The organism is Paenibacillus campinasensis (assembly GCF_002272015.1).
In the GTDB taxonomy this organism is placed as follows: Bacteria; Bacillota; Bacilli; order Paenibacillales; family Paenibacillaceae; genus Paenibacillus_AQ; species Paenibacillus_AQ campinasensis.
The window spans coordinates 144,597-165,230 of the sequence record NZ_NPBY01000010.1; the positions used below are offsets into that span (position 1 = coordinate 144,597).

Consider the following 20,634-nt stretch of genomic DNA (forward strand, 5'->3'; position numbering starts at 1 on the left):
ATGGTAAGTGAGAAGAAGAGTAACCGGGAGGTGAAAGAATGTTGAACAAAAAAATATGGTCAGCAGGTTTTCTGGCAGCTGTCATGCTTCTTGGCGCAGGCTGTGGTCAAAATAACGGAACTGAGCCGGGCAGCGCGCCGGGGCATAACGAGCCCGCACCGGGCGGACAGACAGGCCAGGGGGCTGGTGGCGATAACGGAGCTGTGCAGCCGGAGGTTCAGAGCGAGAGCATTAAGGCATATTATACCGATCCCGATCTGATGGAGCTTCGGGAAGGTGTGGCCGAAATTTCGTATGAAACGCCAGAGGAGAAGTATAAGGCTGCCTATGAAGCGTTGCAAACGAGCGAGAGCGAGGAACTGATTCCGCTTTGGGAGAAGATTGATTTGATTTCCGTCGCTTTAGCAGACGGGACCTTGACGCTGGACGTGCATATTCCGGCGGAAGCCAACCTTGGGGCCGGGGGCGAAGCCTTTGCCATCGACGCTTTGAAGAATACGTTCTTCCAATTTGAAGAAGTGAACGCGATTCAGATTCTCATCGACGGACAACAGGCAGAATCGCTGATGGGTCATGTGACTTTGGAATATCCAATGACCCGGTGATGAAACGGAGAAGGAGATCACAAATTGCTGTCGAATATTAGTAAATGATGAAGCAGTAGTTATGAGAGGGGAAAGAAAATGGTACTTAGACACAGCAAGCATGTTCATTCCAAGAAAGTGGTCTCCGCCGTCATGGCCGGACTGTTGGCGTTTGGAGGAGCCTCCGTCGTTTCCGCAGACGAAACCACAGTCGCCGCTACCCAATCGGTAGCGAGCGGTTTTAGCGATGTAAATACAGGTTACTGGGGAGAAAAGTATATTTACAAGCTTGCGGCACAGGGAATCGTAACCGGGAATAACGGCAAGTTTCGCCCGAATGATCCGGTGACGCAGGAGGAAGCCGTTACGATGGCGATCCGTTTTTTAAGCATGCAGGATCAATTAAGCAGCGGCGCTGCGACATTACCGACAAACATCGAAACGAATACATACTTTAAACCGTATGTAGCTTTGGCGCTGCAGCGCAATTTGCTGGACAGCGAGAAGGAAGCATCTCAAGCGGACAGCCAACAGATCTGGGGAGCTAAAAAAGCGACCCGGGAATGGATCACCGAGGTGCTGATCCGGTCGATTGGACGGACGGCGGATGCGGAAGCAGCCGGCAATCAGGCGACAAGCTTTGCAGACAACGCCCAAATTTCTCCGGATCGGCTCGGGTTTGTCAAGGTTGCGATAGACCTTGGACTGACCCAGGGTGTGAACGGCAACCGATTTGATCCCCAAGGGGCGGTGACACGCGCTCAACTGGCTACATTCCTGAGCCGTGCGCAAGCCTACATCGACACCAATTACGCCAATCAGCATGAAGGCGTCATTATGTCTGTGGACAACGAAAGCCTGCAGCTCTATGTAGACGGCAAGGTAAATACGTACAAGCTTAACGGGGCAACCCCATATTTTACTTCCGATTCGGAGGCAAGAATTTCGCTTGCCGATGTGAAGCCATATACGAAGGCGATCGTTGTTGAAAGCAACGGTACGGCCGCTTATGTGGAAATTACGGATCAGACCGAGCATGTCGAGCGCCTGGAGCGCACGTATGCCCGTCTGTCGCCGAACTATGTTATCTGGCTCGATGTGAACAACACATTCGAAGAGCTGACTTATGATGCCAATACGATTTTCCTCGACCAGAACGGCCGTCAGATTGAGGCGAGTGCACTGGTGGAGGGCAGCCTGCTCGTGATTGAGCGTGAAACGTTCAGTCCGCAGAAGCGAATTGTTTCGATTCGGGTGAAAAGCGGGCTGGTCAACAAAACGGCTTCAGGTGTTCTTCAGAGCGTGGATACGGTCAACAAAACGATGACCCTCAAGGACAGCACCGGTTATGAAGAAACCTTCAAATGGGACGATGCGACCGTGCTCCGTTACCAAAACCAGCTTCTGTCACCTGCTGAGCTGAAGGCCGGTTCTGCTGTCAATTATTCCGTTCAGAACAGCATCCTCCAATCGGTTGAAGTGACGCAGAACGTAGATCGCACCGTACAAGGAATGCTCTATTCGGTGGAAGCGAACGGGAGAACCATCACGTACAAGCGCAATGGCAGCACGCAGCTGGAAACGAAGTTTTTGGCGAACAAGCCAGAGATTGTACTGAGCGGGGTTGTAAATCCTGCGCTTTCCGATTTGCTTGCAGATGATGTATCCGGCGATCAGGTTATTCTGACCATTGACGGCGAAGAGCGCGTAACGAAGATTGAAGTGACGGGTCGTCAGATGGAACAGCTGGATGCGGCTACGATTGTGAGCTATGACGCCAAGACGCGCTGGCTGACCGTGCGCGATACGAACAACCAGCCGCGGGTGATCATCCTGGATGACAAAACGAAGCTGGAATCAAGCATGGGCACAACGCTGGACCGCGTCGAGCCGCTGCTTGGCGCAGGACGCAAAGTCAGCGTGACGCTGGTCGGAACCCGGGCCTTGTCGCTCGAGGTTGTGTACAAGGTAGAAGGCACGATCAGCGCCATCCATACCGGGAACCGGGTCATTTCCATATTGACAGCGGGAGGAAAAGTGGAGGAGATCCCATACAACAACAATCTGTTGGTGGAACTGTTCGGCAAGTCCAATGCGACGCTGTCGGATGTCCGCGTAGGGGATTCCGTAACCGCGCAGCTGTCGGTTAATCAGGATTACCTGCACAGCTTGAAGCTCAATTCCTCCGCTCAATTCGAAGTGGTCTTTACCGAGCCATCCAAAAACCGGATGCGCGTCAAAGCTAACGGAACGACGAGCGATATTTTCACCGATAAAGCTACCTTGGTCGGCGAAAGCGGACAAGCGATTGTGCTTGCCGATCTGCGTCCGGGCACGCTGGTGAATGTAGATCTCCAGGGCACGACGGCCGTTCGAATTGCTGAAGTCAAGCTGACGCTCGGCGAGGTGACCGCCCTTGACGCTTCCGGCACGAACCTGATGGTGAAGGATTATTCGGGCGTGAGCCAAAGCGTCAACGTTAGCGCAGGTGTCAGAGTAACGAGAAACGGCTCGACAGCTCCGAATCTCAGCACGCTGTCTCCTGGGGACCGGGTTGAAATTCGCAAGGACATTCAAGGCGTAACCATCATCCATGTCATGGACAAGCTGGAGCGCTCGTTCTGGCGTTTGGACAACGCCGAACTGCATGTAAAGCGCAGATCAGTGAATGACCAGTATCGCTTCCCTTATGCTGACAAAGTATTTGTTCATCAAGGTGACACGACTTTGTCCGTGCAATCCCTGCAAGATAATGATAATATTGTACTGTACCTGAACCACGGTGTTGTGGTTGAGATTGTGAAACAGTAAGCGATCATTGGGGATTACACGAGAAACACCGTCTTGATGCGGGGATTTTTCGCATCAAGACTTTTTTTTGCGGGAGGGAATGGATATGAATGCGGCCACCGTACGGCATATACTGGATACCATCGAAACGATGTTTCCCGATGCACATTGCGAATTAAACCACAGCAATGCGTTTGAGCTGACGATTGCAGTGTTGTTGTCTGCGCAGTGCACGGACGAGACGGTCAATAAAGTGACAAAGGATCTGTTTCAGAAATATAAAACGCCCATGGACTATATTTCCGTACCAATCGAAGAGCTGGAGCAGGATATTCGGCGCATCGGGTTGTATCGAAACAAAGCAAAGCATATTCAGAATCTGTGCAGACTTCTCATAGAACAGTACGGTGGTGAGGTGCCGGAAGCCCATGACGAGTTGGTCAAGCTTCCTGGCGTCGGACGAAAAACAGCCAACGTCGTCGTCTCTAACGCCTTCGGCGTGCCCGCGATCGCTGTCGATACCCATGTAGAGCGTGTTTCCAAACGCCTTGGACTTGCTGCCTGGAAGGACAGCGTGCTGGAAGTGGAGAAGAAGCTGATGAAGCGCGTGCCGCGTGAAGAATGGACGATCACGCACCACCGTCTCATATTCTTTGGCAGATATCACTGCAAAGCCCAAAATCCTTTGTGCCAGGTATGCCCGCTGCTCGATGTTTGCCGCGAAGGCAAGAAACGTATGAAAACAGGGGCAGTCAGGAAGAATAAGGAACAGCCTAAAGCTGGCCAGAAATAGACAAGAAAAAGAGGATGGGATAAATTCATGAAATGCATCTCGGTTTATACGGATAATTTTGCTTTGTTTTCGGATATTTTTGAATTTGTAGTGGAGAGCCAAAGCAAGCTGAGTGAGAACGAAGAACAGGAAGTCGAAGGTGTGACATTCACTCACTCCGGGGACGCGCCTGAGCATTATTTGGAGCGCATGGTTCAAAAACCGGAAGTGGTTGTCATGAAGGACAAGTCCCGGGGCCTGACCATTTTGCAGCATGGCTCCGTATTTGAAATTCTGATTCCAACCGAAGAGAGCAGCTTGCTCTCTTAATGAAAGCCGCGGGTGCCGAAGCGGGATCCGGAGCGCTATGCCATCTATGGCGGTGCAAAGATCAAGATAGGCAGCTCCATAAGCCGCCCGCATCATTTAAAGCTGGAAGGAAAAACGTTATGTTTTTCCTCCCGGCTTTTTTTGTTATGTCCACTGGTTGTCGAACGGGTGATGTCGAAGTGGTGTGTCGATGCTCCTGTCGTTATCCTTCCGTGTTCCCCTTTGACTATTATCCCTTTTGTTCAGGGAGAGCTGCAGCCAGGCTGGAGGCGGGGGGAGCGGACAAAAAAGCAGGCAAGGAACAGGCGGCAAGAAATATGAAGTAAGCAAGAAATATGAAGTAAGCCAGAAATATGTAAGGAGCAAGAAATATGTAAGAAGAAAAAAATGATAGAAGCAAGAAATAGAAAGAACTAGAGGCGAGACGAAGCAAGAGATAGGCAAGAAATACCCGAGAAATATGCAAGAAACAGAGAAACAAATGCAAATGCTACTGTCACTGCTATTGCTACTGCTATTGCTATTGCTACTGCTACTGCTATTGCTACTTCTACTTCTACTTCTTCTCAGCTAAACCTATTATTGCTATTGTGTCCTTATCATCGTCATCTCCTCTTTTCCCACCTTGTGCAGCTCCCGGGGCGTGGGGGTTAGCACGATGATAGGGTCGGTCAAGCCATGCCCGGCAGTTGATACCTCTGCCTGATCAAAAGGGATAACGGTGAAAGGCGTCCGATCAATGAGGAGGTCGAAAACGGTTAGGGGGCTGACTCTCTGGGCAGGAGTTCCAACATAATGGATTCCTTTACGGCCCGGGCAGTGTTAGAATAATGGAGATATGAACAAATACAATCTCAGGAGAACGATGGACGTGAAGCTGATTACTGAATATGAAAGCGGAACCAGCATGTCCGGATTAACGAAGGTCCGGGAGCAATTTGTGAAGTGGGGCGATGAAGCTTCGGCTGCTCTGGCCGATGATTTGATACGAAAAGGAAATGCCGGGGAGCTGACGCTGGCGTTTTGTGGTCATTTCTCTGCCGGGAAGTCGAGTATGATCAATGCGCTGTGCGGGAAAAAGGTGCTGCCGTCCGGTCCGGTGCCGACCAGCGCAAATGTGGTGACGATACGTCATGGCGAGCCGCGTGCGCTGATCCACCGCTCGTCATCTCCGGATGCTCCGCCGCTGCTGGCGACACCGGAGGAGCTGGGCGCCTATTGCCGGGAAGGCGGGGAATATGCGGCGATTGAAGTATGGGATGAGGTGCCGCTGCTTGGCACACATGGCGTGCTGATGGATACGCCAGGTGTCGATTCCACCGATGACGGGCACCGGATGGCTACGCATTCGGCACTGCATATGGCCGATATTGTGTTTTATGTTATGGATTATAACCATGTTCAATCCGAGAGCAATCTGATGTTTGCCAAGAGCCTGTCGGATTGGGGCAAGCCGCTGTACTTGATCGTGAACCAGATCGACAAGCATCGGGACAGCGAGCTGACGCTGGAATCGTATTTAAACGATGTGAAGAAGGCTTTTGCCCAGTGGAAGGTTACGTATAAAGGGCTGTTATGCACATCGCTGAAAAGCGCGGATCATCCGTATAATCAGTGGGAGACGCTGAAGGGGGTTATCTCCGGCCTGCTTAAGCAGCGGGAGCCGCTGCTGGCATACAGCATTGCCCGCTCGGTTCGTCATGTCGGCGATCAGCATCTGGAAGCTTTGGTGCGAAGTCAGCAGGAGGAGAAGGAAGCGCTGCTGGCGGAAATGGGCGGTGAGGAGGCCGCAGCTGCCCTGGCAAGCCGCCTAGACGGCCTGGAGGAGCAGAAGCGTGTCATCGGCGGGCTTCCGGATCAGGTCAAGGCGCAGCTGCGCCAGGACGCCGATTCGATCATCGCGAATGCGAATGTGACGCCGGCCGATGTGCGGGAGCTGGGGGCGGCCTTTCTGGACAGCCGCCGGAGCGGGTTCAAGGTCGGCTTCCTGTTCTCCGCCGGTAAGACGGAAGAGGAGCGCAAGCGCCGGCTGGATGCTTTTCTGTCCCGGCTTCAGGAGCAGGCCGAGGCGCAGCTGGACTGGCATGTCCGCAAGTTGGTCCGGGACGTGGTCAGCGAGCATGCACAGTGGACCCCGGACTGGGAATCGGCGCTGGATAATGAGCTTCCGGCAGTTACTTCGGAGCAGCTGCTGCGGAAGGCGAACCCGGACGTGATGCTGTCCGGGGAGTATGTGCTGAACTACTGCCGGGAGCTGGCCGAGGACATCAAGGCCAGCTACCGGCGCGCCGTATCGGCTCTGGCCGACCGGCTGCGCGCTGCCATGACGGACGACGCTGCCGTCCGTCTGCAGGAGCTGGAGCGCCAGCGCGCCGAGCTGCTGGCGCAATCGGCGGCTTCCGCCCGCTATGCTGCGCTGCAGCAGGCGGAAGCCGCCCGGGCGGCGGAGCTGGCACAGCTGCTCCCGCCGCCGCCTGCCCTCACCCCCGGCCTCCTGCCGGAGGTGAGGGAGCCCGCCGCGGCGCCTGCGCAGCAGGCCGCGGGCGGCCCGGGCCGTGCCCCGGCTGCGCCGGAGGGGCACGGGCGCACGGCGCCGCGCGCCGGCGCGCCTGGCGGCGCGGCGCTGCTGCGGCGCCAGCGCCTTGAGGCGGCGGCAGCGGAGCTGCGCGCTGCCGCCGAGCGGCTGGCGCCGCATCCCGCGCTGGCGTCGGCCGCGCGGGATCTGACCGCCCGCGCGGATGCGCTCGCGGGCGGCTCATTTACGCTGGCGCTGTTCGGGGCGTTCAGCGCCGGCAAGTCCTCCTTCGCCAACGCGCTGCTCGGCGAAGCGGTGCTGCCGGTGTCGCCGCATCCGACAACGGCTGCCGTCAACCGGATTATGGCGCCGACCGATGCGATGCCGCATGGGACGGCTGCCGTCCGCATGAAAACCTACGAGATGTGGTGGGAGGATCTGAAATACTCCTTCAGTGTGCTCGGCCTTGAGCCGCCGGCGGAGAGCAGCTGGCGTCAAGCGGCCGAGCGGCTTACCCCGGAAGGGCTTCATCCGGCCGGTCTGCCGCATTACGGATTTCTTAAAGCGGCGGCCGCCGGGTGGGAGATGATGAGCAGCAAGCTCGGCACGACCGAGAACGTGCAGCTGGATCTGTACCGGAGCTACGTTGCAGACGAGACCAGATCCTGCTTCGTTGACGGCATTGATCTGTACTACAGCTGTCCGCTGACCGAGCAGGGCATCGTGCTGGTGGATACGCCGGGAGCGGATTCGCTTCATGCCCGCCATACAGGTGTAACCTTCAATTTCATTAAGAATGCGGACGCGATTGTGTATGTCACGTATTATAATCATGCGTTCTCCAAGGCCGACCGACAGTTTCTGTCCCAGCTCGGCCGGGTGAAGGACAGCTTTGCGCTTGATAAAATGTTTTTTATTGTCAACGCCGCCGATCTCGCGTCCACAGAAGAAGAGCTGGAAGAGGTCGTGAAGCATGTCCGCGGCAATTTGACGCGGAGCGGTGTAGGCAGCCCGCATATTTTTCCGGTGTCCAGCATGCTGGCGCTGGAAGGAAAGCGGGCGGGCGATGAGGAGCAGCTGGGCCAATCCGGTTTTCCGGCCTTTGAGACGGCGCTCGGTCACTTTGCGGTAGAAGAACTGCCGGGGCTGTCGCTTCGCGCAGGCTATGATGAGATGGCTGTGGTCCGGGACCGCGTCCTGTCCTGGGCGGATATGGCTGCCCAGGATGAGCATGCCCGGGCGGCGAGAATCGCCGGCCTGAAGGAGGCGCGGGAGCAAGGATTGGCGAGGCTGTCTGTGCTCGCCGGGCAGGATCTGGCGAAGGATATGGGCCGGGAGTGCAGCGAGCTGCTGTTCCATGTCCGGCAGCGGCTGGAATATGCGTTGGGCCGCTTCTTCCAGGAGTCGTTCCATCCATCGGTGCTTCGCGAAGAAGCGGGGCAGCTGAAGTCGGCTTTTGCCGCTTGCGGGCGCGATCTGATGCGCACCCTGTCGCTGGAGCTTGATCAGGAGCTGTGGGCGACCACGCTGAGGCTGGAGAAGGCCGGCCGAACATGGGTGGAGCAGGCGGCGCATGAGGCGGTGTCGGACATTTCCGGCTGGGCCGGCTGTACGCTCACCCTTCGCCGGGAGAAGGACTGGGCAGCTCCGGAGCTGCAGGAAACCGAGCTGCAGCTCGGGGAGGACTGGTCTACCTACTGGCCTTACTTCAAAAACCCGAAAGCCTTCTTCGAAGGCAGTGGCAGCCAAAAGCTCCGGGAAGCGCTGGAGCCTAAGGTGAAGGAAGCGATCGCGGCTGCCTTGAAGGCTCGCGAGGCGCAGCTGCTTGCTCATTATGAACAGCAGCTGGCCCATTCGCTGCAGCTTCAGGCTAGCCAGCTGAAGACCCAGCTCGACGAAGCGGTGGACGCTCTTGTCAGCTCACTTCAGGATGGGCAGTCTCCGGAAGTATGGCGGCAGCTGGCTCATGAATTGGATATGCAGCTTCAGCGTCGGCCTCAGCGGTCGGATGAGTAGAAAATTGCGTGAAAAATGACATTTAATGGCGCTTCCAGCCCTTGGCCCCACTGCGGGCCTGGGGCTTTTTATTGCTTATTTTTCAGGCTGCGATAAGGCCTTGAATTCCGGGAAGCCCAAGGTACAAGAATTGAGATAACATGCCCCAGTATTTATGAGAATTAACGATTATTTAATCATGAACCGACGATAAGTTCCCCAATTTGCCGGGATGGGGAGGTAAAGGCGAATATACGGCGATTTATTCTCTTTGCCGAGGGGTGAGGTCGGTGATAAACTTCATTAATGCTACATAACCGAACGAAAATCCAAAGGAGGAAAAACATGAATGTTCTCAGGCAACTGCAGGGCTTCTTTTGGGAGAAACGAAGTTACCTCTTTCTTTCCATCCTGTGTCTGGCCATTGCAACCGGATTAGGGCTTGTCTACCCTTATCTGCTGCAAGTGCTGATTGATGATGCCATCAAGCAACAGAACTTTGGGATTGTGCCGCAGCTGGCCCTTACCGTGCTTGGCGTTGTCATTCTGAAAGCCTCAATGCAGTTTCTGCATGGCTTTTTTGGTGGCCGACTGGGAAACTTTCTCGCTTACAAGCTGAGAAATGCCTGCTATGAAAAGCTGCAATTTTTATCATTCCGTTATTATGACACGGCTCGAACGGGCGATCTGATGTCCCGTCTGACGGGCGACCTGGAAGCGATCCGGATGTTTATCGGCTTCGGCTTCGCTCAGCTTCTTAACATGCTGCTGATGGTGACCTTCGGCGCCATCATGATGTTGACCATCAGCTGGCAGCTGACGCTGGTCACACTGGTGGCAATGCCGTTTCTCGTCGTGGCAGCGCTTAAATTCGAGTCCAAAATCCATCCGGCTTTCCAGGAGATGCGGCTGGCGCTCAGCTCGCTGACAACCGCGGTCCAGGAGAACATCACCGGGGTTCGTACCGTTAAGTCCTTCGCCCGCGAGCCGCACGAGGTGGAGAAGTTTTCCGGTCGGAACGAACGCTACAAATCGAACCAAATTTTTGCTTCCGGCATCTGGGCGCGTTATTTTCCGCTTATGGAGCTCTTTGCCAACATCAGCGTGGTCATTCTGCTCGTGGTCGGCGGCACGATGGTTATTAACGAGTCGATTACGCTCGGCCAGCTGGTTGCCTTTTTCAGCTTGATTTGGTACATCATCGGACCGCTGTGGGGCATTGGCTTCCATATCAACAACTACACGCAGTCCAAAGCGTCCGGTGAACGGGTGCTGGAGCTGCTGAATCAGCCGATTGACGTCAAGGACAGGGAGAATGCTGTAGATCTGGTGCCTAGTGAGGTCAAAGGTCATGTCGTATTCGATGGCGTCACTTTTGCCTACGGCAACAAAATGGCGGCAGTCAAGGATATCAATATCGATGCCCCTCCGGGAACGGTCATTGGTCTGCTTGGGGGCACCGGCTCCGGGAAGTCCACCATTATTCAGCTGTTGATGCATGCCTATAACGTGAATCAGGGCACGATCAAGCTGGATGGCGTGAACATCAATGATATTAAGGTGAGAAGCCTTCGCAGTCAGATTGCCACCGTGTTTCAAGAGACATTCTTGTTCTCCTCCAGCATTAAGAACAACATTGCTTACGGGATGAAGGATGTATCGATGGATGAAATTATCCGCGTTGCCAAGCTGGCCAAAGCGCATGATTTCATTATGGAAATGAAAGACGGCTACGACACCATCGTCGGCGAACGGGGAATGGGCCTCTCCGGCGGCCAGAAGCAGCGGATCGCGATTGCGCGCGCTTTGCTGAAGGATCCGAAAATCCTCATTCTGGACGATGCGACGAGCGCCGTCGATATGGAAACCGAGCATGAAATCCAGGCCGGGTTCCAGGAAGTGATGCGCGGAAGAACCACCTTTATTATTGCGCATCGAATTTCTTCATTAAGACATGCTGACGAGATCCTTGTGCTGGATGAAGGGAAAATTGTGCAGCGAGGCAAGCATAATGACCTAATTGCGGTTCCTGGTCCTTATCAGGATGTATACAAAATACAATATGCGGATCTTATTGCCAGACAATCGCAAGAGGGTCTTGGCAAGGCGCAAGGGCAGGTGCAAGTATGAGCACAAATGTAAATACAGAGCCCCGGCACAGGCGCACGTCCTCCGGGGACAACAAGCCGGAAGGACAGATGAACGAGCGTTTTGTGTACAAGGATGATGATGCGATTGAAAAGCCGTTTAACTGGAAGCAGTTAACCCGGCTCATCTCGTATATGAGGCCTTATGCAAAACAGATTTTACCGCTGATCGCCCTGATGATGATCATCGGTACAGCGACCAAGCTAGCTGTTCCGTTTCTGACAAGTATGGCGATTGACAAGGCGATTGATCCTGATCCGAGCGTTGGCACTCCAAGCTTGACGATGCTGTATCAGATTACGATCATCGTGCTCGTCCTGTACATCATTCAGTGGATTACCGGCATTTTCCGGATCAAGTATACGAACATTATTGGACAGCGGGTCATTTACGATCTTCGGGCCGATCTGTTCCGCCACATTCAGCGGCTGTCATTCAACTTTTTTGACAAGCGCCCAGCAGGCTCCGTACTTGTCCGGGTTACGAACGATGTCAACTCGCTTCAGGATCTGTTCACAAACGGGGTCGTCAACCTGATCATTGACTGCGTCCAGTTGTTCGGGATCGTCATTATCCTCCTTCTGATTAACTGGAAGCTGGGGCTGGCGGTCATCGTGACCGTGCCAATCATGTTCTTCATCTCGACCAAGCTTCGCATTCGGATTCGCAGAGCCTGGCAGGAAGTGCGGACGAAGAACTCGCGGATCAACTCTCACTTGAACGAGTCGATTCAAGGAATTCGGGTGACGCAAGCCTACACGCAAGAAGAGGAGAACATGAAGTTCTTCGACCATATGAACAAGGACAGCAAAAAGTCCTGGGATAAAGCATCTGCGATGAACCAAGGGTTCGGCCCGCTGATTGAGATTACCGGCGGCTTCGGATCGCTGATTCTGTTCTGGCTGGGGGCTACCCTCATCCAGCAAGGACAGCTGACGATCGGCCTTCTGGTCGCGTTCGCCCAGTATGTCGGCAACTTCTGGGAGCCGATTAACCGCCTGGGTCAAATGTACAACCAGCTCCTCGTGGCGATGGCGTCCTCTGAACGGATTTTTGAATTCATCGACGAGGATCCGAACATCAAGAGCAAGCCGAACGCAACCAAGCTCCCGCAGATTAAAGGTGACATCAAGCTGGAGAACGTTGTGTTTGAATACGAGAAGGGACGTCAGGCGCTGAAGGGGATCAATCTGGATGTCAAGGCCGGGCAATCCATTGCACTTGTAGGGCACACCGGTTCCGGTAAAAGTACAATCATCAATCTGCTCAGCCGATTCTATGATATTTCAGATGGCAAGCTGACGATTGACGGTTACGACATCCGGGATGTCGAGGTGGAGAGCCTTCGCCATCAGATTGGCATCGTGCTCCAGGATACGTTTATTTTCTCGGGGACCATTCGCGACAACATTCGCTTCGGACGTCTCGATGCGACCAACGAGGAGATTGAAGAGGTTGCCAAGGCTGTCGGCGCGCACGAGTTCATCGTTCAAATGCCGAATGGTTATGACACCGAGGTAGAGGAACGCGGCAACATGCTGTCCATGGGGCAGCGTCAGCTGCTGTCGTTTGCCAGAGCCTTGCTTGCTGACCCGCGCATTCTCATTCTTGACGAGGCAACGGCCAGCATCGATACCGAAACCGAGTTGAAAATTCAAGAAGCGCTCAAACTGCTGCTTAAAGGCCGCACCTCCTTTATCGTTGCCCACCGATTGTCCACGATTCGGCATGCAGATCATATCGTTGTTCTCGATCATGGCCGGATCATTGAAGAAGGAAATCATCAGGCATTGATGAAGGAAAAAGGTACCTATTACGGATTGATTGAGGCACAATACCGTTTTTTGTAAAATTGGATTAACAAAGGTTTAACAAATCCGACACAAATGTAAAAAAAATGTCGTATCGCTCTTGCAATCTTCTTCATAAACTAACAAAATAGAGATAGTAGTTTTACAATTTCATAGAAGAAGGGAAGCATGAGGTTATAATGAGCATCGAAAGCGTTGTGTCTGCGCCTGCACTGCTGATTCGAAACTTTGAGCAGAAAGATTTGGAAGCTGTCACCTCCCTAATGCGAGAATTGAATTATCCGACCACGCTGAATGTGATGCGTGAACGGATGGAGGCAATGTCTGCCGATCCGCTGCACTGCAATATGGTTGCAGAACTGGATGGCAAGGTTGTAGGAATGATCATGCTTCGACAAGTCAAATCCTTCGTTAAGACCGAGCAGGTCACTCAAATTACTTCGGTAATTGTAACCTCAAACTGCCGCGGCCAAGGAATCGGCAAACGATTAATCCGGGCAGCAGAAGCATGGGGTAAGCAGCAGGGTAGCAACCTCTTGTTTCTCGTGAGCGGCAACCGGGAAGAACTTGCCCCGGAACATGCGTTTTATGAACATATCGGATTTGAGAAGAACTGTTATCAGTTTAGCAAGAAGCTGTAGTCTTCTTGCTTTCATGAACCCATCACGGATGTGATGGGTATTTTTCTTTTGATTTGAACCGTCCCGGTATGCCGGGGCGGTTTTGTTGTTCAGGCCGGATCAGCCTGCCATTTTTTGTGGGCTTGTTGTGAATTTTAGATATGTTACAATGTGGTCGTAAGTTAATTACAAAAATGTAACCATTGTCTGATCGCAGCAATACTTAAGAAACAACACCCAGACTGAACATCTATGCGATCAGGCGCCGGAATCATTCCATTGGTTAATAAGGAGATGACTTATTCATGAGCAAACATAATTTCAAGAAAATCGCCGGCACGACCGGTATCGCAGCGGTCCTTGCTGTAGGCATGCTGCTTCCGCAAACCGCATCGGCCGCACCGGCCAAGAGCGAGCCGATTCAGAACTATCAGCAAGCGGTTCAGAAATTGCTCGAAGGCCAGTGGTGGGGTAAGTGGCTGATCCAGTATCAAGTGGATCTTCCGTCCGTACCGGGCAAGGGTCAAGCGGTGGACAAGCCATCGGCTGAGGTGCCTGCTGAAGACAAGCCAGCAGCGAACAAGCCGTCGGCCGAGAAGCCGGCACCAAGCAAGCCATCGACAGATCAACCTTCGACAAGCCAGCCGGATAAGCCAAAGGCACCGGTTGCAGAGAAGCCGTCAGCAAGTCAGCCCGAGAGCAGCCAACCGGGATCCGGAAATAACGCAGCGCCGAGCAGACCGTCTGCTCCAGCACAGCCTGCAGGCACAACGGATCAATCCAGCTTTGCTGCCCAAGTTGTGAAACTGGTGAATGAGGAGCGTGCGAAGGCAGGTCTGAGCCCGCTCACGGTTCATGACAGACTGACGACCATGGCGGTAGATAAAGCGAAGGATATGAGCGACAACAATTACTTCAGCCACACCTCGCCTACCCATGGCTCCCCATTTGATATGATGAAGGCATACGGCATTTCGTACCGCTATGCTGGTGAGAACATCGCGATGGGTCAGCGTTCTGCAGAGGAAGTGATGAACGCATGGATGAACAGCCAAGGTCACCGCGAGAACATCCTGTCTCCGAACTTTACGATGATTGGTGTCGGATATTATAACGGATACTGGGTTCAAGAATTTATTAGCCAATAATCGGGTGATGTCCACGATATCCCCAGGAGCTTCGATAGCCGTTTCATTCTTTTTACGGAATGAAACGGCTTTTTATTGCGCCGCTGGCGGGCGACGTCCGAAGGTTTATTTTGCGGCAACAAACGCCGATATGATATCTTTAGGCATAGTGACAATATGTTTAAAGGGGAGAACGAGGCGGATGACAGAGAACAAGACACTGATTGAAGCATTCATCGGGGCTGCTTATCCGGTAACGGGTCATGGCAAACGCAATGTGCAAATGCTTAAAGATGCGCTTGACGCTGCGGATGGCACGATGCAGGGCGACCACTACGGCGGCGGGAAAATCATCGAGGAGTTTCAAAACCGGATGGCCGACTATTTGGGAAAGGAAGCAGCTGTCTTTTTCCCGAGCGGAACGATGGCGCAGCAGATCGCACTGCGCATTTGGTGTGACCGGCAGCAGCTGAAGAGGGTGGCTTATCATCCGCTATGCCATCTGGAGATCCACGAAGAGGATGGCTTGAAGGAGCTTCATCATATCGAAACGGTGCTTATTGCGGACAACAATCGAGTCATCCGGCTGGAGGATGTGCGGCAGATTGAAGGCGAGATTGCGTGCCTGCTATTAGAGCTGCCGCAGCGGGAGATCGGGGGCCAGCTGCCTGAATACGAGGAGCTGGAGGCGATCTCGGCCTACTGCCGTAAACGCGGCATCAAGCTGCATATGGATGGAGCGCGCTTGTTAGAAATAACGCCGTATTATGAACGGTCCGCGGCTGAAATCAGCAGCCTGTTTGACAGTGTGTTCATCTCGTTATATAAAGGCATCGGCGGGATTGCGGGCGCGGTGCTGGCCGGGGATGCCGATTTCATTCATACATCCAAAGTGTGGAAAAGGCGGCACGGCGGCGATCTGATCAGCCTGTATCCCTATATTCTAAGCGCCGATTATTATTTTGATCAGCGTGAGTCCCGCATGGCGCAATATTACGAGGGGGCCAAGGAACTGGCGAGCTTCTATCATGCTTGTTACGGAGTTACGGTTCTTCCGAACGTGCCGGTATCGAACATGTTTCATGTGCTTGTGCCTCTGCCGAAGGACCAACTGGAGGCTGTTATGATTGACATCTGTGAAACAACAGGGGTCGGCCTGACCAGTTATTTGAGCAGCGATGATGACGTTTCATGCCGTTATGAAGTAACGATCGGTGATCGTTACGTAGGCGTGCCGAAACTTAAGCTGCAAGAAGCGTTTCGTCTGCTGGATGAGCAGCTTCGCCAACGCTTATGATGGAAGCTTGAAACGCCATGTCATATTGCAAATGAATCCCGGAAGTTTTAAGGTAATGTACATAATGGTTGCCGGACGAACGATTCATGCAGTGGACGAGCCTGGTGATTTCAGAATCAATGATGACGAATCAGATGATTTCAGGATCGATCATGACTAACCGGTGTGCCAACTTCACAGGAGGGAGAGGAGCTTATGAAATCAACTGCCTGGATATGGCGAATCGCCGCTACAGCCTCGATCGTAGCTACGGTTCTGCTCATTGCCGGCTTTGTATATGCGTTTCGGGATATTAACTATCCCCAGGGACAGTTAATCACTGAGCAACCAGGCGAAACCGAGATCGAATCCGTGCCGCCAGTGACCGCGGAGCCACAGGGGCTGCCTGCGCTTCCGGAGACCATTAAGGTGGCGGCCATCGGCGACTCGCTGACAAGGGGAACCGGAGATGCCGGAGGCGGGTATGTGCGGCGCACCATCGATTTGCTGAATGCGGAGGGCCGGGAAACGGAGATGCTGAATAACCTGGCCGTCAACGGGCAAACCACTGAGCAGCTGCTGCCGAAGCTTGGTGAACGAGGGGTCCGATATTCACTGGAGCAGGCTGATTTGATCTTGCTGACCATCGGCGGCAATGACTTGTTTCAAGGCAGCGGTCTGTTATCTTCTGTAAACTCGGGCGCTGCCGAGCTGGAGCTGGATCCGGAACTGCTGATGGAGGCGCTCCCGCAGGCAACCGAGCGATTGCAGCGCATCCTGGGAACCTTGCGGGAGATTAACCCTCATGCCCGCATTGTCTACGTAGGGCTGTATCATCCGTTTGCGGATTTGCCGGAGCTGCTCATCCCCGGAAATATCGTGGTATCCGCCTGGAATCAGGCCGCGATGGAAATGATCAGCCGGGATGCCAATATGACGCTAGTTCCAACGTTTGACCTGTTCCAGCACAAGCTGGATGTGTATTTATCCTCGGATCATTTCCATCCGAACGGCGAGGGATATCAGGCGATAGCGGAACGAATCGTGAAAGGCTTGTTGTGACAGGCGGGACGCCCGCCTGGCGTAAAGCCGCGAGCATGAAGATAGCGGAGGAGGCTTAAGCGTTGAACGGAAAATCTTCGGAAGTTGTATTGTCAGTCGAGCATGTTAAGAAAAAGATTGGTCGAAAATGGATTATACACGACGTGACCTTTGATGTGAGAGCGGGCGAAATCTTCGGCTTTCTCGGCCCGAACGGAGCCGGCAAAACGACGACGATCCGGATGCTGGTCGATTTGATCAAGCCGACCTCCGGTATGATCAAGGTCAGCGGTTATGATGTCAATCGTCAGCAGGAGCAGGCGCTTCGTTATGTCGGCTCGATCGTGGAAAATCCCGAGATGTATTCGTTTCTGACCGGCTGGGAAAATCTCGAACATTTTGCGCGGATGCAAAAGGGAGTTGATCAGGCCAGAATCACCGAGGTGGTTGATCTGGTCGGGATGAACCGAAGAATTCACGACAAGGTCAGCACCTATTCCCTTGGCATGAGACAGCGGCTGGGCATCGCTCAGGCGCTGCTTGGCCGCCCAAAGCTGCTCATCCTCGATGAGCCGACTAACGGCCTGGATCCGAAGGGAATCAAGGAGATGAGGCAGTTCATTCAGCGCTTAGCGGCCGAGGGGCTGGCGGTATTTGTATCCAGTCATCTGCTCAGTGAAATTCAGCTGCTGTGTGACCGGGTGGCCATTATTAGCAGCGGCCGGATTCTGGCTGTCGGCGAAGTGGAGGAATTGATATCCGGCAGCAGCGATCTGGTGATATGGGATCTTCAGCCGGCTGCGAAGGGCAAGCAGATATTGGAGCAGCTGGAGGCTTGCCAGGTAGTGGAGCATCCGGAAGAAGAGCTGGATGATGGAATATTAGCCGGGATGTCCTCGGATGCAATTGTGACGCGAATGCAAGAGCATGCCACCTCCCGGACGGTCGAGCGGCTCGTTCGCGAAGGTATCGAGATTCGGGCGGTTCACCGGATCAATCCTACACTGGAGCAGCTGTTCCTCCAGATGACGGAGGGTGAGAATATTGAGTAGCTTGTGGCCTTTGATCCAGAATGAAACGATAAAAATTGTCAAACGCAAGCGATTTTATGTCATATTGCTTGTGCTGCTCGTTCTGGTGCCGATGTTTACATATGCACAGATGAAATCGGCTGAGCGAAGCCGCGACAAGTTTAACAGCGACTGGCGGCTGGAGCTGCAGCAGCGGATCACGGATAACGAGTCTTCGCTCAGCAGCGACCGGATTCCGGATGAATGGAAGCGATACCGGATGATTTTTATTCAGCAAATGCGGTATTATTTGGAGCATGATGTAAATCCTAATGAACCGAATGGCGTCACATTTACCCGTGAGTTCATGAATAATTCCATCTCCTTGTTCATCCCGCTCATGATTATGGCGATCGCCTCCGATATTGTGTCCGGGGAGCGGACGACGGGGACGATCAAGATGCTGCTTACGCGCCCGGTCAAGCGATGGAAAGTGCTGCTCAGCAAGCTGGTCGCACTGTTGATGTTTATCTCGCTCATCGTGGTGTCGGCATATATTATCGCTTATCTTGTGTCCGGATTGGCCTTCGGCTACGCCGGGTTTAATCTGCCGATATTCACGGGCTTTACGATCGTAGGCTCGGAGGTCGACATGTCCACGGTTCAAGCGGTGCCGCAGTGGAAGTATTTGCTGATGCAAGGCGGTCTCGTCTGGTATGTCGGTGTCTGTGTCGGCATGCTGGCCTTTATGGTGTCCGTGCTTGTACGAAGCACGGCGGCCAGCATCGTCATTATGATGGCGGCTCTCATTGCAGGCAATATTTTGACGAACATGGCCTCCGCTTGGAACAGTGCCAAATATCTGTTCATGGTGAATTTGAACCTGACCGACTATTTGGCCGGCAATCTGCCTCCAATTGAAGGCATGACACTCAATTTTTCCCTGATTGTACTGGCGGTTTGGGCGGCTTTGGCCATCCTAGTTTCATTCAGCGTCTTTACGAGAAGGGATATATTGAATTAAAATGGACAAAGCATGAAACATCTGTTTGCATTTTTTCTAGGGTATGATTCCCAAAGTATCGTTATTGAATGATTTGATATGAGAATTGAAGGAGGAGCATGAATGGTCGAACAGATCGATTTGTTTGCAGAGTCATCACAGAATGGCGGTAACAGCCGTTCAGGATACGATGCTGACGACATTCAAGTGCTCGAAGGCTTGGTTGCGGTACGCAAACGGCCAGGCATGTACATAGGCAGCACCAGCACGTCCGGCTTGCATCATCTGGTGTGGGAGATCGTGGATAATGCCGTTGACGAGCATTTGGCCAAGTACTGCACGAGAATTGAAATTACATTGCATCAAGACGGTTCGGTGACCGTCTATGATAACGGGCGCGGAATTCCGACCGGCATGCACAAGACAGGCATCCCTACTCCACAGGTGGTCTTTACGATTCTGCATGCTGGCGGTAAATTCGGCGGGTCGGGATATAAGAAATCGGGCGGATTGCACGGGGTTGGTGCATCGGTGACTAACGCGCTGTCCGAATGGCTCGTAGTGGAGATCTATCGCGATGGCAAAATTCATCGTCAGCGCTTCGAGTACTGGAAGGACAAGGACGGCAAGGAGCATGTAGGTGAGCCGGTGACCGGGCTTGAGGTGCTTGGCAATACGAACAAGACCGGGACCAAGATTACGTTTAAGCCAGATGCACGCGTCTTCACGGCCAGCACCAATCTCAACTACGACACGTTGGCCGAGCGGCTTCAGGAGATCGCGTTTCTTAACTCGGGCTTGCGCATCGTGCTCAAGGATGAGCGAAGCGGCAATGGCGAAGAGTTCTTCTACGAAGGCGGAGCGAGCCAGTTCGTTCAGTTTCTGAATGAAGGCAAGGATGTGCTTCACGATGTCATCCATTTCTATGCCGAGAAGGATGATATCGAAGTGGAGATCGCGCTGCAATACAATGCCGGTTATACGGAGACGCTGGCATCCTTCGTCAACTCCATCCCGACCCGGGGCGGAGGAACGCATGAGACCGGCTTTAAGACGGCATACACGCGTGTGATGAACGATTATGCCCGGAAGAACAGCCTTCTGAAGGAGAAGGACAAGAACCTGGAGGGCAACGATCTGCGGGAAGGGATGATGGCGGTCATCAGCGTCAAAATGTCGGAGGTGGAATTCGTCGGCCAGACGAAGGATCAGCTTGGCAGCGCCTCCGCCCGCAGTGCGGTCGATAGTATCGTAACCGAGAAGATGCAGATTTTCCTGGAGGAGAATCCGCAAGTTGCGCAAACGCTGCTGAAGAAAGCGATCCAGGCTTCCAAAGCCCGCGAAGCGGCCCGCAAAGCCAGAGACGAGATGCGCAGCGGCAAGAAGCGCAGCGAGAGCTCCAATCTGGGCGGCAAGCTGACGCCGGCTCAATCGAAGGATTTCACACGGACGGAGCTGTTCATCGTGGAAGGCGATTCCGCTGGCGGCTCGGCGAAGCAGGGCCGGGATTCGAAAATCCAGGCGATTCTGCCGCTGAAGGGCAAGCCGATGAACCCGGAGAAGTCGAAGCTGGCTGATATTTTGAAAAACGAGGAGTACCGGGCGATTGTAT

General features: G+C 53.6%; 14 protein-coding genes. All 14 read left to right on the forward strand.

Translation table 11 applies throughout. From position 1 onward, the window contains the following. Positions 1 to 41: 41 nt before the first annotated feature. A complete protein-coding gene (locus tag CHH67_RS03435; RefSeq protein ID WP_095263604.1) occupies positions 42 to 605 on the forward strand; it encodes a GerMN domain-containing protein in 564 nt (187 codons plus the stop codon). 78 nt (positions 606 to 683) lie between these two features. Next, on the forward strand, positions 684 to 3,395 hold the full coding sequence (locus tag CHH67_RS03440) for an S-layer homology domain-containing protein (protein WP_095263578.1): 2,712 nt from the start codon (positions 684 to 686) through the stop codon (positions 3,393 to 3,395). 85 nt (positions 3,396 to 3,480) lie between these two features. Then, positions 3,481 to 4,167 (forward strand): endonuclease III, encoded by a 687-nt coding sequence (nth, locus tag CHH67_RS03445; protein ID WP_095263579.1) that lies wholly within the window; start codon positions 3,481 to 3,483, stop codon positions 4,165 to 4,167. 27 nt (positions 4,168 to 4,194) lie between these two features. Beyond that, positions 4,195 to 4,476 carry an NAD/NADP transhydrogenase alpha subunit gene (locus CHH67_RS03450; RefSeq protein WP_095263580.1) on the forward strand — a complete coding sequence of 94 codons (282 nt, stop codon included), beginning with the start codon at positions 4,195 to 4,197 and terminating at the stop codon, positions 4,474 to 4,476. 865 nt (positions 4,477 to 5,341) lie between these two features. Beyond that, positions 5,342 to 9,007 carry a dynamin family protein gene (locus CHH67_RS03460; protein ID WP_095263582.1) on the forward strand — a complete coding sequence of 1,222 codons (3,666 nt, stop codon included), beginning with the start codon at positions 5,342 to 5,344 and terminating at the stop codon, positions 9,005 to 9,007. Between the two features lie 324 nt (positions 9,008 to 9,331). Further along, positions 9,332 to 11,116 carry an ABC transporter ATP-binding protein gene (locus tag CHH67_RS03465; RefSeq protein WP_095263583.1) on the forward strand — a complete coding sequence of 595 codons (1,785 nt, stop codon included), beginning with the start codon at positions 9,332 to 9,334 and terminating at the stop codon, positions 11,114 to 11,116. A 68-nt stretch (positions 11,117 to 11,184) separates the two neighbouring features. Further along, a complete protein-coding gene (locus tag CHH67_RS03470; RefSeq protein ID WP_413773600.1) occupies positions 11,185 to 12,984 on the forward strand; it encodes an ABC transporter ATP-binding protein in 1,800 nt (599 codons plus the stop codon). 140 nt (positions 12,985 to 13,124) lie between these two features. Then, positions 13,125 to 13,586, forward strand: coding sequence for a GNAT family N-acetyltransferase (locus CHH67_RS03475; RefSeq protein ID WP_095263585.1), 462 nt, complete (start codon positions 13,125 to 13,127; stop codon positions 13,584 to 13,586). A 284-nt stretch (positions 13,587 to 13,870) separates the two neighbouring features. Further along, positions 13,871 to 14,713, forward strand: coding sequence for a CAP domain-containing protein (locus tag CHH67_RS03480; RefSeq protein WP_095263586.1), 843 nt, complete (start codon positions 13,871 to 13,873; stop codon positions 14,711 to 14,713). A 181-nt stretch (positions 14,714 to 14,894) separates the two neighbouring features. Beyond that, complete coding sequence (locus tag CHH67_RS03485; RefSeq protein WP_095263587.1) at positions 14,895 to 15,989, forward strand: threonine aldolase family protein; 1,095 nt, start codon at positions 14,895 to 14,897, stop codon at positions 15,987 to 15,989. A 195-nt stretch (positions 15,990 to 16,184) separates the two neighbouring features. After that, positions 16,185 to 17,030, forward strand: a complete 846-nt coding sequence (locus tag CHH67_RS03495) for a GDSL-type esterase/lipase family protein (protein WP_095263589.1) — start codon at positions 16,185 to 16,187, stop codon at positions 17,028 to 17,030. Between the two features lie 62 nt (positions 17,031 to 17,092). Further along, on the forward strand, positions 17,093 to 18,061 hold the full coding sequence (locus CHH67_RS03500) for an ABC transporter ATP-binding protein (protein ID WP_095263590.1): 969 nt from the start codon (positions 17,093 to 17,095) through the stop codon (positions 18,059 to 18,061). Further along, complete coding sequence (locus CHH67_RS03505; RefSeq protein ID WP_095263591.1) at positions 18,054 to 19,043, forward strand: ABC transporter permease; 990 nt, start codon at positions 18,054 to 18,056, stop codon at positions 19,041 to 19,043. Before CHH67_RS03500 ends, CHH67_RS03505 begins: the two co-directional genes overlap by 8 nt. Before the next feature lie 102 nt (positions 19,044 to 19,145). Continuing rightward, a partial coding sequence (locus CHH67_RS03510; RefSeq protein WP_095263592.1) for a DNA gyrase/topoisomerase IV subunit B occupies positions 19,146 to 20,634 on the forward strand: 1,489 nt, incomplete at its 3' end.